The following is a 13,960-nucleotide window of genomic DNA, read 5'->3' on the forward strand; positions in this document are numbered from 1 at the left end:
AATGTTGACTTAATATTAATATATTATACTAAAAATAGTATTTATTTTTATATGTTATGAGGAGAAAAGTTTGTCCTGAGCCCTATTCCTTTCCAATGTTTTGCCGAATACAAAATAAAAAAGAACGATAAGGCTTGCCGCAGCATGGGTGCTGTAGCGCCGGAACGGCAGGCCGAAACAGACAGGCGGAGTTCTGCCCCCCCTCCGGCGTACGAAGGGCTACCGGAAAGTCGCGTGCGTACGTGGCCGGGACGTGGCCTGAAACCGGCCGGTTTATTGCGTGCACAGTCAAGGAGTAAACCCATGCGTTGGACGCTCATGCACAAGTATGTGGGCTCGCTATTCGGCGCGCTGATCACCTGTTGCGGCGTGGTGTTGTTTGTTTCTATCTATTTCATGAAAACGCCCATTGAGAACGAACTCGACAAGGGCATCCAGCGCATGTGCCAGGTGGTGCGCATGTCCAACGAGAGCACGGCCCAGCGTTTTGCCCAGAGCGCCGCGCTCATGGCCGACGAGGACAGCCTGGCCCGCGCCATTGCGGAAAAAGATCATGAAACGGCCTACCGCCTGGGCCAGACCGCCATGAAGAAGGCCAAATCGGACTTTATGACCATCACCGACGCCGAGGGGGTGGTGGTGGCCCGCGGCCATGCCACCAAATACGGCGACAGCGTGCTCAAACAGGAAACCGTGGCTAAAGCCCTTAAGGGTGAGCCGGCCGTGGCCGTAGTTGCGGGCACTGTAGTGCCCTTCACTATCCGGGCCAGCCAGCCGGTCATGTACGAAGGCCGTCTGGTGGGCAGCATTTCCATCGGCGTTTCGCTGGTGGGGCCGGCCTATATGGACTGGCTCGGCAAGGTCACCGGCTCTCATGTGACCATCTTTAAAGGCGATACCCGCGTCATGACCACCATTGTGCGGGACGGCAAGCGCGTCATCGGCACCAGGCTGGAATCCAAAGACATTGTCAAGGCCGTGCTGGAGCGGGGCGAAACCGTCTATGCCCACAACTCCATTCTGGGCGTGCCGTACAATTCCGCCTACTGGCCGGTCAAGGCCGCCGACGGCAAGACTGTGGGCATGTGGTTTGTGGGCATGCCCATTGACGTGCTGCGCAGTCTGGAAAAAACCGCCATCCAGAAGGCCATCATGGTGGGCTGTGCCCTGCTGGTGCTGCAGTTGGCCATTTCTGTCGTGCTGGGGCGGATGGTAGGTGCGCCTGTGGCCCAAATTACCCGTTATGCCCAAGACGTGGCCGAGGGTAAGGGCGATTTGCACCTGGACGTGCACAGCCGCGACGATATGGGCTTGCTGGCCGATTCGCTGCGCAGCATGGAGGCAAATCTGCGCAAACTGGTGGCTGAGGCCGCTGCGCAGGCTGAGGCGGCCCGCCGGAAAGGAACAGAGGCCGAGCAGGCCATGGCCGAGGCCCGCACGGCTCAAGCCAGGGCCGAAAGCGCCCAGCGCGAGGGCATGATCAGCGCCGCCGACCAGATAGAAGGGGTGGTGGAGCAGCTCAACGCTTCCATCAACGATATGGCCACCAAGGTGGAAAATACCGCCAGGGCCTTGGACCACGCCGCAGGGCGTTTGTCCGAAACCGCCACGGCTATGGAAGAAATGAACTCCACCGTGCTGGAGGTGGCCAAGAATGCCGGCGGCGCGGCGGACATTTCCAACGCGGCCAGAAACAAGGCCGAAACCGGCGCCACAGTGGTTTCCAAGGCCGTGTCCAGCATTCAGGAAGTGCAGCGGCAATCCCTGGCCCTCAAGGAGGGCATGACTGATCTGGACGATCATGCCAGGGCCATCAATCAGATCATGGGCGTGATTTCAGATATTGCAGACCAGACCAATCTGCTGGCCCTCAACGCGGCCATTGAGGCGGCCCGCGCCGGCGACGCCGGACGCGGCTTTGCCGTGGTGGCCGACGAAGTGCGCAAACTGGCCGAAAAGACCATGGCCTCTACCACGGACGTGGGCAACGCCATCCACGCCATTCAGGAAAGCACCGGCCGAAGCATCGGCCAGGTGGACGAATCCGTCAAAAATATTGCTGAAGCCACGGACTTTTCCAACAAGTCCGGCGAGGCTTTGGGCGAAATCGTGGGCATGGTGGAACAGACCGCCGACGAAGTGCGCGCCATTGCCACGGCCAGTGAAGAGCAGTCGTCGGCCAGTGAAGAAATCAACCGCTCCATCGCGGACGTGAATCAGATCGCCGCCAGCACCAGCGCAGATATGCGGGCCGTGAACCAGGAGCTGGACGCTCTGCGTGAGCAAGCCCGCAGCCTGGTGGAATTGATTGAAAAGATGAAGCGGGCCTAAGGCGGGAGCGTGGGCCTGGATGCAAAAAGGGGGGCGAAAGCCCCCCTTGCTGCAGCGGCGGTTGCCAGCCGGAGATTTTATCCTGCGCGCCCTCTGCCAAGCCCCTTTCTAAAGCAGTTAGCGAATGAAATAAGCTAACGGCTCTGCAAGGATTTTCTTGAAAATCCTTGCCACGAAATGCGAGAAGGCAGGCTTTTGCCTGCAGGAAGCGAGCATTTCAAGTGTTAAATGCTCTAAAGGGTACGTGCGCTAAACATTGAACAGGAAGTGCATGACGTCGCCGTCCTGCACCACATAGTCCTTGCCTTCCACGCGCAGCACGCCGTCGGCGCGGCAGGCGGCCTCACTTTCGTGGCTCATATAGTCGTCGTAAGCAATGACTTCGGCCCGGATGAAGCCCCGCTCAAAATCCGTGTGGATGACGCCCGCGGCCTGCGGAGCCTTCCAGCCTTTGTGGATGGTCCAGGCCCGCACTTCGTCCGGCCCGGCGGTAAAATAACTGCACAGCCCCAGGGTGGCATAGCCCGTGTGGATAATGCGGGCGAGGCCGCTTTTTTCAATACCGTAGGAGGCCAGCATTTCGGCCTGCTCCGCCGGGTCCAGGCCCTGCAGTTCCTCTTCCAGCCGGGCGCAGATGCGGGCAAAGCCCGCGCCGCGCGTCCGGGCCAGGTCCTCTACCTGCCGGGCCAGGGCATTGCCCTCGGCGGCGGCCCCTTCGTCCACATTGGCGCAGTAAATGACGGGCTTGGCCGTGAGCAGGCCCAATTCCCGCCAGGCCGCAAGAAAAGCCTCGTGTTCAGGCAGGGCGAAATCCCGCGCAGACTTGCCCGCATTAAGGTGGGCAAGCAGCACCTGCATATGCTCGGCGGCCGCCTTGGCCTCCTTGCTGCCTTTGGCCATCTTCTGCAGTTTTTCCAGGCGTTTTTCCGTGCTCTGCACGTCGGCCAAAAGCAGCTCCAGCTCAATGGTTTCCACATCGCGCAAGGGGCTTACGCTGCCATCCACGTGTGTGACGTTTTCGTCCTCAAAGCAGCGCACCACTTCCACAATGGCCGCGCATTCGCGGATATTGCCCAGAAACTGGTTGCCCAGGCCTTCGCCCTTGCTGGCCCCGCGCACCAGGCCGGCAATGTCGATAAAGTCCACGCTGGCATAGATAGTCTTACGCGGGCGGGCCTTGGCGGTGAGGGCGTCCACCCGCGCGTCCGGCACGGCCACTGTGGCCTTGTTGGGTTCAATGGTGCAGAAAGGGTAGTTGGCGGCCTGGGCGTTCTGCGCCTTGGTCAGGGCGTTGAACAGGGTGGATTTGCCCACGTTGGGCAGCCCAACGATTCCGATGCTGAGCGACATGCTGTCTCCTTGCGGTGCGGGGGCACGCGGCCCGCGCCGGTGTAGTTTGCCGAAGCGGGCCTGTTATAGCCGCAAGCGCGGCCCAGGGCAAGGCGCGGCTGCGGCGCGGGAGTGTGCGTGCGGGATGCGCAGCGGCACAGGTCTGTCGTATCCGCCGGGAGGGGATGGCACGGGGCGGTTCGGGGCAGAGGACGACGCATGATCGCACCGCTTGAGCAAAAACAGCCTTTTTTGCGCCGACGGCGTCAGCGGCGTTTTTTTGCTGCTCACGGACGTGAGTCCGCTGCGCGCAAAAATCCACCGCTTCCTTGCCGGCATCAAAAAAATCTTATTTTTGGCAACCCTCGCGACACCAGCCCCCGCCTCGCAGACTCGGCGGTCCAAGGTGGCTTCGCCCCATGATTCCAGGTCTGTCGACTTCTGGAAAAGGGAAGCCCAAAAAGACAGAGGGCGTGGCTGCGGCGCGGGAGTGTGCGTGCGGGATGCGCAGCGGCACAGGTCTGTCGTATCCGCCGGGAGGGGATGGCACGGGGCGGTTCGGGGCAGAGGACGACGCATGATCGCGCCGCTTGAGCAAAAACAGCCTTTTTTGCGCCGACGGCGTCAGCGGCAGCGGTTGCCGTTACGCACGTCCTGTTTTTCGCCTTCTGTGCGGACAGGCGTCTACTGCAGCCTGGTGCGCACAGTGGGGGTGAGGCCGTCCCCTGCGCCGGGGCCCCGGTCGCGCAGCAGGTTGCGCATGTCGTCGGTAATGGGCACGGTGGCCGTGCCCATGGCCAGCACTTCGCCGCTGGTAGTATGGATAAGACGCAGGCTGAAGCGCACCTGCTCACGGCTGACCACATAGGTGCCGGCCAGCACCGCCTGACCCGTGCCGCTGGCGGCGGCCAGCTTGCGCACATCGCGGGTGAGGTAGAACTCGCCGCGCTGTTTGTCAAAGCGAATGACGCTGCCCCGGCGGATTTCCTGAAAGCGGTACCCCGCGTTGACGAGCCAGCGCGCCACTTCTTCGGTCATCTGCCGGGCCAATGGCGAGGATTCTTCCAGATTGTTGATATTGGCGGGCGTGGTGCCCAAGATCATGATGCGGGCGCGGGCCAAGGATTTGCGTTCCTTACTGGTCATGCCGGGGTCGTCCCCGGCGTAGCGCATCATGAGTTGCTCGTCCATCTGCTTGGCGATGCTGTCCGCCGCGCGGGGCACGGTTCCGGCGGCCGCAGTAAGCGGAAAGAGCAGGGCCGCCAGCATGAGCAGGGTAATAATCCAACGGTACATGACACGACCTCAGCGCATGGTGCGCAGCAAAAGATCCACGCCTTCCAGTTCGCGGCGGATGATCTGCGCCGTGGCGTCGTCGGCGCAGATGGAAAGAGCCTGCAAATAACGCTGCCGGGCCAGCTCATAGCGGCCGTCGACGCGAAATTCGCGGGCCTCCTGCAGGTATTGCAGGCTGTATTTGTTGGCTTTTGCCAAATAGTCGGCATGGTCTTTGGCGGCCTGGCGGGCCGCCGCGTTTTGTTCGCTCTGTTCCCCATAGGCAGAGAGACTGTCTGCCCGCGCCGGGGACGCGACGGCAAGCAGTACGGCAAGGCAGCAAAGAACCGGCAGTGTTCGCAGCATGGTTTTTCCCTCATCGCCCCTGTCGGATGGGCACCACGCCGCTGCTCACGGACTGCATGGGCGTGTACAGGCTTGCGGGTCTGCGCGGCGCGGCGGCCTGCGCCACGCTTACGGGCCTGACTCTGGGGGCGTCGGGCTGGCTCAGACGGGCCACAATGGCCGTGTTGACCAGCACAAGCTGGCCCGTGCGCAGCACCAGGCCATCGCTGGCCCGCACCAGACGGGCGTTCACAAAGGTGGCGTCTTTGTCCACATGGTAGGTGCCCACCACCAGGGCGGCCCACTTCTGCCCCACAGTGCTGACCATCTGGTCCGCAGCCAGGGCAAGGTCTTCTCGCCCGCCCTGTACGGATATGGCCCCGTTCAGGCGGTATTCCCGCGCGGGAAAGCCGCGCTGGTTAAATTCGTAGAACAGCGATTCCGCCAGCAGACGCCCCAAGGCGGAACTGCGCGCGGTGTTGTTCTGGTCCACAAAGGCCGTGGGCATGGCCACCACGCCCTGCAGGGCGTCATTGGGCATGGTGGCGAGCATCTGATCTGCCAGTTCGCGGGCTTTGAGCTTGATCTCCACAGCATCCGTATAGCCGGGGTCCAGCGCGGAAGGCCCGTGCCTGCCGCAGGCAGGCAGCAGAAGCAGCAGAGCGCAGCAGAGGCAACAGCGGCAGAGGCAACAGCGGAGGAAGGGATGCGTCATATTCACCTCAAAAGGGTTCTTTTCCTCTTATCGGCGGCGCGGCCGAAAACTTGAGCGGGGGAAAAATCCGCCTGCTTGTGGGGCCGTGCCCTGAACCTTGCAAGACGTGTTCCAGGTGCGGACTTGGCTTGCGGGGCGAAATGGCATAAAGTATACGTTTGCAAAAAGCGCCCCGACGGGCGCAGGGGGAAGCATGGGCAGACGTAAGACCCGCGCCCTTCGCTTGGGCGGGCTGACCATCGGAGGGGACGCCCCCGTGATGGTGCAGAGCATGACCAATACCGATACCAGGGACGCGGCGGCCACCCTGGCGCAGATCGCCCGTCTGGCCGCGCGCGGCTGCGAGGCCGTGCGACTGGCCGTGCCGGACATGGCCGCCGTGGCGGCCTTGCCCGCCATCCGCGCGGGCACGCCCCTGCCGCTTATTGCGGATATCCATTTTGACTATCGGCTGGCTGTGGCCGCGCTGGAGGCCGGGCTGGAAGGCCTGCGCATTAATCCCGGCAACATCGGCCCCAGGGAACACGTGGACCGTGTGGTGGACGCGGCCAAGGCCCACGGCGCGGTCATCCGGGTGGGGGTCAATTCCGGCTCGGTAGAAAAAGGCCTGCTGCAAAAATACGGCGGCCCCCGGCCGCAGGCCCTGGTGGAAAGCGCCCTCAGCCATGTGCGCATGCTGGAGGCGCGCGGCTTTTATGATACCAAGATTTCCCTCAAGTCCTCTTCGGTGCTGGATACCATAGCCGCTTACCGTCTGCTGGCCCAGGCCTGCGATTACCCGCTGCATATCGGCGTCACCGAGGCCGGGGGGCTCATGCGCGGTACGGTCAAGTCCGCTGTGGGGCTGGGCATTCTGCTGCACGAAGGCATAGGCGACACCCTGCGCGTTTCGCTCACCGCCGACCCGGTGGAGGAGGTGGGCGTGGCTTGGGAGATTCTGCGCGCCCTGGGTCTGCGCTCCCGCGGGCCGGAAATCATTTCCTGTCCCACCTGCGGGCGCACGGAAATTGACCTTTTTGCCCTGGCCCACGCCGTGGAAGACCGTCTGGCCACGTCCACAGCGGACATCAAGGTGGCGGTCATGGGCTGCGTGGTCAACGGACCGGGCGAAGCCCGCGAAGCGGACTTGGGCTTGGCCGGCGGACGGGACAAGGGCGTCATTTTTCGCAAGGGCGAGGTCATCCGCTCGGTCAAGGGGCAGGAAGCCCTGCTGGCGGCTTTTATGGAAGAACTGCAATCACTGCTCAACGAAAAGGAATCACACTAATGCGCTTCAGTGCCTGCTACATCCCCACCCTCAAGGAAAGCCCGGCCGATGCGGAGGTGGTCAGCCACAAGCTGCTGCTGCGCGCGGGCATGGTGCGGCGGCTCACTTCGGGCCTGTATACCTATCTGCCCCTGGGCCTGCGCGTCATGGAAAAAATTTCGCGTATTGTGCGCGAGGAAGTCAACGCTGCGGACTACCAGGAGCTGCTTATGCCCATGGTCCAGCCCGCCGACCTCTGGAAGGAAACGGGCCGCTGGGAGYACTACGGCAAGGAACTTTTGCGCTTTAAGGACCGCAACAACCGCGACTACTGCCTGGGCCCCACCCATGAGGAAGTGATCACGGACCTGGTGCGCGGCGAAGTGCGCTCCTACCGGCAGCTGCCCGTGCGTCTGTATCAGATCCAGACCAAGTTTCGTGATGAAATCCGCCCCCGCTTCGGTCTCATGCGCGGGCGCGAGTTCATCATGAAGGACGGCTATTCTTTTGACGCCACAGACGCGGGCGCGGAGGCAAGCTACCGGGCCATGCACGGGGCCTACACCCGCCTGTTCCAACGCCTGGGTCTGCGCTTTCGCGCGGTGGAGGCCGATTCCGGCTCCATTGGCGGCAATTTTTCGCACGAGTTTATGGTCCTGGCGGATACGGGCGAAGACACCATTGCCTTCTGCCATGACTGCGATTATGCCGCCAATGTGGAGCGGGCCGAGGTGCTCTGGAAGGGCGCGCCCGCAACGGCCGTCTGCCCCCCGGCGGAGCAGGTGCCCACCCCCGGCGCGCACAGTGCCGAGGACGTGGCCGCCCTGCTGGGCGTGCCCGCCGCGCAGGTGGTCAAGACCATGCTCTTCAAGGCCGATGGGCAGACCGTGGCCGTGCTGGTGCGTGGCGACCGACAGGTCAACGACATCAAACTTAAAAATCTGCTCAAGGCGCAGGACGTAGCCTTGGCCGACGCTGCCGCAGTGGAGGCCGCCAGCCGTGCGCCCCTGGGCTTTGCCGGGCCCGTGGGCCTGAATGTGCCTGTCTATGCTGACAACGAGCTGCAAGGCGGCACGGATTATGTGACCGGAGCCAACACTGGCGACGCGCACCTGCGTCATGTGGACCTGAACCGCGACGCCACGGTCACGGCCTGGGCCGACCTGCGCGCCATCACCGGGGCGGACCCCTGCCCCCGTTGCGGCGGCCGCCTGGAGCTGACCAAGGGCATTGAAGTGGGCCACATTTTTATGCTGGGCTACAAGTACAGCGAACCCATGCACGCGGTTTTTCTTGACGAAAACGGCAAGGAAAAAGTCATGATCATGGGCTGCTACGGCATCGGCATTTCCCGCGTGGCCGCCGCGGCCATTGAGCAGAACCATGACGAGCACGGCATTGTCTTCCCGCCGGCCATCAGCCCCTTTGACTGCATGCTGCTCAACCTGGATCCGCGCGACGCGGCCGTGAGCGCCAAGGTTGAAGAAGTCTACGCCATGCTGGGCGATATGGGGGTGGACGTGCTGCTGGACGACCGGGAAGAACGCCCCGGAGTCAAGTTTAAGGACGCAGATTTGCTGGGTTTTCCGCTGCAGTTGGTGGTGGGCGGCAAGGGCCTGGCGCGTGGCGTGCTGGAATGCAAGGACCGCCGCACAGGGCAGAAGGGCGAACTGCCTCTGGAAGGCCTGGCTGCAGCCTTCCGGGCCTGGGCCGATGAGGTCCGCGCCGGCTGGAAGGCCCTGCTGTAATGTAACGTTTGGGGGCCTCCGTGCGGAGGCCCCCTTGCCCGGCGTCCTATCCCGCCGGCGCAACGGAACGCCGCACGTGTATTCCACGTATTCGCCCCCGGTCTGCGCAGATGCGGGCCAGCCCGGACCCGCCTGGGCCAGCCTGGACCTCATCGGGGCTGGACCTATCCGGACCCATGCGGCCAATCGGGAAGGCCTTGCCTTGCCACACTACTCTTCCACGGAGAGCCCATGTCCGACGTCATTCTGAGCGTGCGCGAGCTGACGGAAGAGCTGCGCAGGAGCCTGGAGGGGCGCTTTCCTTTTGTCTGGGTGCGGGGCGAGGTGACCAACCTTACGCGGCCCGGTTCCGGACATGTCTATTTTAGCCTCAAAGATCAGGACGCGCAKCTGCAGTGCGTGTGGTTCCGGCAGCGGCAGGGGCGGGGCGGGCAGGCATTTGATCCGCTCACGGGCGAGGTTTTTGACGCACCCCGGCCTGCCCCCGTGGACCTTTTGCGCAACGGGCTGGACGTGCTCTGCGCCGGGCGCATCAGCGTGTACGCGCCGCGTGGGCAGTATCAGCTTGCGGTGGAGCTGGCCCAGCCCGCCGGAGAAGGGCTTCTGGCCCAGGCTTTTGAGGAGCGCAAGCGCAAGCTGGCGGCTTTGGGCTATTTCGCGGCGGAGCGCAAGCGCGGGCTGCCCTGGGATCCGCAGCGCGTGGCCCTGATCACCTCGCCCACGGGCGCGGCGGTGCACGATTTCTGGCAGTTGGCGGCCAACCGGGGCAGTGGGGCGCGGGTACGCCTGTTCCCGGCCCTGGTGCAGGGGGCGGAGGCCGCGCCTTCTCTGGTGCGCGCGCTGGAAGAAGCCAATGCGCAGGGCTGGGCGCAGGTCATTGTGCTTGTCCGCGGCGGCGGTTCGTTGGAAGATTTGTGGGCCTTCAATGAAGAGAGCGTGGCGGAGGCCGTATTCCGCTCCCGGCTGCCGGTGCTGGCGGGCATTGGGCACGAGGTGGACGTGACCCTGGCGGACCTGACGGCGGACCTGCGCGCGTCCACGCCCTCCCATGCGGCGCAATTGCTCTGGCCCTTGCGTACTGAATTGGCGCAGCGGCTGGACCTGACGGCCGAAGGTCTGTCCACGACCTGGGGGCGGCAACTGCGCTGCCGGGAAGAAGCGCTGGCGCGTTGCGCGCAGGGCTTGCGCTGGTTTGCGCCCCAGCGACGGCAGGCCCGCCTGCAGGAGCGGCTGGCTGGGCTGGACGCGGGCCTGTGTCGGGCCGGACAGCGCTGGCAGGAAGGAAAATTTTTGCGCCTGGCGCGGCTGGAACAGGGCCTGCGCACCGTTGGCCGGGTGGGGCGGTTGGACGGCCCTGCAGCGCGGCTGACGTTTCTGCAAGCGCGGCTGCGGGAAAGCCTGCCCCGTTTGCTGCAGGGATGGGGGCGGGAGCGTGCGCGGCTGACGGCGATGACTACCGGCCTCTGGCGTGAGCGCCTCACCGCTGCGGAACGTCGGCTGGAGCGGCTGGATCTGGAGCTTGGCGGCGTGGACCCACAGGCTCCGTTGCGCCGGGGCTACGCCTTGGTGCGCGGGCCGGACGGGGCTTTGCTGCGCTCTGTGGCGGGCGTGCAGCCGGGTGCGGCTGTGAGCGTGCGCCTGGCCGACGGCAGCCTGGAGGCCGAAGTGCGCCAGGTGCGGCGCGGAGGGGAGTAGGCCGCACGGCGCGTTTGTACAACCGCGGGCAACTGGTGTACAAATTTTTCAGACAGGAAAGCGCCCCTGGGGGTGATTCCCCCTGCTCCGTTCAGGGTACGCCTGAGGTGTACCCTGCGGAAAAAAGAAAAAACCTTCCGGCGGTGGTTCATGAGCGACGATCAGGAACAGAGTTTTGAAAAAAAGATGGCCCGACTGCAGGAGATAGTCACGGCTTTGGAGTCGGACGATCTGCCCTTGGAGCAGGGCATGGCTCTGTACCGTGAGGGCATGGCCTGTTCCCGGTTTTGCCGGGAGCGGCTGGAAAAGGCCCGGCACGAGCTGGAGCTGTGGCAGGACGGTCAGGCCGTGCCTTTTGGGGCCGCCGGCGGCACGGAAGGCGGCGGCGCTGCGGGAGCGGCTGACGCCGGGGAGAGCGAATGATGCTGACTGTGGAGAGCATGAAGGATGTGCTGCGTGCGCGTGCGCGGCTGGTGGAAAACTTTCTGGCGACCTGCCTGGATGACAGGGAGGTGCAGCCCCGGCTTAAGGAGGCCATGCGCTACAGTCTGCTGGCCGAGGGCAAGCGGCTCAGGCCCGTGCTCTGCCTGAGCACGGCAGCCCTTTGCGGGCTTGCGGCGGAACGTGTGTTGCCCTTTGCCGTCGCCATTGAGATGATCCACACCTACTCGCTCATCCACGACGATCTGCCGGGCATGGATGACGACGATCTGCGTCGGGGGCGGCCTTCCAACCACAAGGCTTTTGATGTGGCCACGGCCATTCTGGCCGGGGACGGCTTGCTCACCGACGCCTTTCTGCTCATGGGCCGCGCGCCCTTGCCCGCGGAAAGAGTGCTGGCGGCTGTGCGCGAGATGGCCTTGTCGGCCGGGTCGTCCGGTATGGTGGGTGGTCAGGAGTGGGATATGGTCTATACGGGCGGGCCGCAGATCGGGCTGGAGCAGCTGCGTCAGGTGCACGCCCTCAAGACCGGGGCTTTGTTGCGCGGGGCCTGCGTGTGCGGCGCGCTGCTGGCCGGTGCTTCGGATGCGGTGCGGGAAGCCGTGGCGGCTTACGGCGCTGCCTTTGGCGTGGCCTTCCAGATTGCGGACGACATCCTGGACGAAACTTCGGATACGGCTACCTTGGGCAAACCCGTGGGCAGCGATGCGGCCCACGGCAAGATGACCTATCCGCGCCTGGTGGGGCTGGAAAAGAGCCGGGAGCTGGGCTGGCGGCAGGTGGAGAAGGCCCAGGCGGCTCTGCAGGGACTGGACGGGGCGGAAGCGGACTTTTTGCGTGCACTTGTCCACTATATGATGCAGAGGGCGGCCTGATATGGCTGACGAGCTGCATCTGGACGACATCGCTTCCCCGGCGCAGGTGTATGGTCTGGACGATACGGAGCTGACCCGCCTGGCTGGGGAGGTGCGGGAACGCATCATTGACGTGGTTTCGCACACAGGTGGGCACCTTGCGCCTTCTCTGGGCGTGGTGGAGCTGACCTTGGCCCTTCTGGCCACCTTTAATCTGGACGAGGATAAGCTGGTCTGGGACGTGGGGCATCAGGCCTACGCCCACAAGCTGTTGACGGGTCGGGCCAGACAATTCCACACTCTGCGCACCTTGGGGGGCATTTCCGGTTTTCCCCGGCCTTCGGAAAGTCCGTATGACCACTTTGGCGTGGGGCATTCTTCCACATCCATTTCCGCAGCCCTGGGCATGGCTTTGGCGCGGGATCTGGCCGGGCTCAGGCATCATGTGCTGGCGGTCATCGGCGACGGTTCGCTCACGGCGGGCGAGGCGCTGGAGGGGCTTAATCTGGCCGGGCACATGGGGCGGCGGCTCATTGTGGTGCTCAACGACAATGAAATGTCCATTTCGCCCAATGTGGGGGCGCTTTCGCTGTTTTTGAGCCGCACGCTCTCGCGCCGCTGGGTGCGCCAGACCCGCCGTGAAGTGCTCAAATTTCTGCGCTCCATCCCGCGCATCGGGCAGAAACTGGCCGTGTACGCACAGCGCGGGGAGTGGAGCTTCAAGTCTTTCTTCACGCCGGGCATGCTGTTTGAGGCCTTGCGCTTCACCTACATCGGCCCGGTGGACGGGCACGACATCACAGCCCTGCGCCGTCACCTGCAAATGGCCGCCGCCATTGAGGACGGCCCGGTGCTGCTGCACGTGCGCACCCAAAAAGGCAAGGGCTATGCCCCGGCGGAGCAGAACCCCACCCTCTACCACGGCGTGGGCCTGTTTACGCCGGAGACGGGCAAACCCTTGCCCAGCAAGGGCACGGTGCCTTCGTTTACCACCGTGTTCGGCAAAACCCTGGTGGATCTGGCCGAACGCGACGACAAAATCATCGCCATTACGGCGGCCATGCCCGAAGGCACGGGCACGGACAGCTTTCGGGAGCGCTTCCCCGATCGTTTCGTGGACGTGGGCATCTGTGAGCAGCACGCCGTCACCTTCGCCGCCGGCCTGGCCAGTCAGGGCTTCAAGCCTGTGCTGGCCGTCTACTCTACTTTTTTGCAGCGCGGCTACGACCAGGTGGTGCACGACGTCTGCATCCAGGATCTGCCCGTCACCTTCTGTCTGGACCGCGCCGGGCTGGTAGGCGAGGACGGCGCTACCCACCACGGGGCTTTTGACATAGCCTACCTGCGGCATATTCCCAATATGCGCCTGTTGGCCCCGCGCGATGAGGATATGCTGCGTCACGCCCTGCGCACCGCCCTGGACCTGGGCGGTCCCTGCGCGCTGCGTTACCCGCGCGGCGCGGGCTATGGGGTTGCACTGGCGGGCGAACCACGTCTGCTCACCCCCGGTCGGGGCGAGGTGCTGCAGGAGGGGGAGGGCCTGGCCGTCATTGCGGCGGGCAGCCGCGCGCACCCCGCTTTGGAGGCTGCCGCCAAGGTGGAGCAGGCTTGCGGGGTGCGGCCGCTGGTCTTTGACCCCGTGTGGCTCAAGCCCCTGCCGGAAGAGCAGCTGACCAGGATCGCTCAGGAATTCGACCGTATTTTGCTGGTGGAAGAGGGCGTGCTGGCCGGAGGGTTCAGTTCTGCCGTGCTGGAGTTCTGGAACGACGCCCGGCTGCTGCGCGGGCAGCGCATCAAGCGCGTGGGCTTGCCGGATGCCTTTGTGGAACACGGCAACCAACTGCGCCTGCGAGAAATGACCGGCCTGTGCAGCGGCAATCTGGCGGCGGACATGTTGGAGCTGCTGCAGGGCCGGGGGCCAGCGCAGGGGGCATAGCGCCGTTTGCGGCGGCCTTCGCTGTCCGCAGGCGTTTGTGCTTGT

At 64.2% G+C, this 13,960-nt stretch carries 11 protein-coding genes; 7 read left to right on the plus strand and 4 right to left on the minus strand.

The window, feature by feature from the left end:
• Window positions 1-303: 303 nt before the first annotated feature.
• On the plus strand, window positions 304-2,331 hold the full coding sequence (locus tag EB812_RS05765) for a methyl-accepting chemotaxis protein (protein ID WP_130957923.1): 2,028 nt from the start codon (window positions 304-306) through the stop codon (window positions 2,329-2,331).
• 249 nt (window positions 2,332-2,580) lie between these two features.
• On the opposite strand, the gene ychF is transcribed toward EB812_RS05765, so the two are convergent.
• From ychF to EB812_RS05785, 4 genes are all read right to left on the minus strand, one after another.
• Window positions 2,581-3,681, minus strand: a complete 1,101-nt coding sequence (ychF, locus tag EB812_RS05770; protein WP_118229244.1) for a redox-regulated ATPase YchF — start codon at window positions 3,679-3,681, stop codon at window positions 2,581-2,583.
• A 663-nt stretch (window positions 3,682-4,344) separates the two neighbouring features.
• Complete coding sequence (locus tag EB812_RS05775) at window positions 4,345-4,956, minus strand: FlgO family outer membrane protein (RefSeq protein ID WP_118229243.1); 612 nt, start codon at window positions 4,954-4,956, stop codon at window positions 4,345-4,347.
• Window positions 4,957-4,965: 9 nt separating this feature from the next.
• Window positions 4,966-5,301, minus strand: coding sequence for a hypothetical protein (locus EB812_RS05780; RefSeq protein ID WP_118229242.1), 336 nt, complete (start codon window positions 5,299-5,301; stop codon window positions 4,966-4,968).
• Between the two features lie 10 nt (window positions 5,302-5,311).
• The gene (locus EB812_RS05785; RefSeq protein WP_118229241.1) at window positions 5,312-5,995 is read right to left on the minus strand and encodes a FlgO family outer membrane protein; all 684 of its coding nucleotides are present in this window, start codon (window positions 5,993-5,995) and stop codon (window positions 5,312-5,314) included.
• Between the two features lie 193 nt (window positions 5,996-6,188).
• On the opposite strand from EB812_RS05785, the gene ispG reads away from it, so the two are divergent.
• The 6 genes from ispG to dxs all read left to right on the plus strand — a co-directional run bounded on the left by ispG (window position 6,189) and on the right by dxs (window position 13,915).
• A complete protein-coding gene (ispG, locus tag EB812_RS05790) occupies window positions 6,189-7,262 on the plus strand; it encodes a flavodoxin-dependent (E)-4-hydroxy-3-methylbut-2-enyl-diphosphate synthase (protein ID WP_118229240.1) in 1,074 nt (357 codons plus the stop codon).
• Window positions 7,262-8,989, plus strand: coding sequence for a proline--tRNA ligase (locus EB812_RS05795; protein WP_130957924.1), 1,728 nt, complete (start codon window positions 7,262-7,264; stop codon window positions 8,987-8,989). The genes ispG and EB812_RS05795 overlap by 1 nt, the downstream gene beginning before the upstream one ends.
• 231 nt (window positions 8,990-9,220) lie before the next feature.
• Entirely contained in the window at window positions 9,221-10,684 is a 1,464-nt protein-coding gene (gene xseA / locus EB812_RS05800; RefSeq protein ID WP_130957925.1) for an exodeoxyribonuclease VII large subunit, read from the plus strand.
• 150 nt (window positions 10,685-10,834) lie between these two features.
• Window positions 10,835-11,107 (plus strand): exodeoxyribonuclease VII small subunit, encoded by a 273-nt coding sequence (xseB, locus tag EB812_RS05805; RefSeq protein WP_118229237.1) that lies wholly within the window; start codon window positions 10,835-10,837, stop codon window positions 11,105-11,107.
• Window positions 11,107-12,000 carry a polyprenyl synthetase family protein gene (locus EB812_RS05810; protein ID WP_118229276.1) on the plus strand — a complete coding sequence of 298 codons (894 nt, stop codon included), beginning with the start codon at window positions 11,107-11,109 and terminating at the stop codon, window positions 11,998-12,000. The genes xseB and EB812_RS05810 overlap by 1 nt, the downstream gene beginning before the upstream one ends.
• Before the next feature lies 1 nt (window position 12,001).
• A complete protein-coding gene (dxs, locus tag EB812_RS05815; RefSeq protein WP_118229236.1) occupies window positions 12,002-13,915 on the plus strand; it encodes a 1-deoxy-D-xylulose-5-phosphate synthase in 1,914 nt (637 codons plus the stop codon).
• Window positions 13,916-13,960 lie beyond the last annotated feature (45 nt).

Origin of the sequence: Desulfovibrio legallii, assembly GCF_004309735.1 — a bacterium.
Lineage (GTDB): Bacteria > Desulfobacterota > Desulfovibrionia > Desulfovibrionales > Desulfovibrionaceae > Desulfovibrio > Desulfovibrio legallii.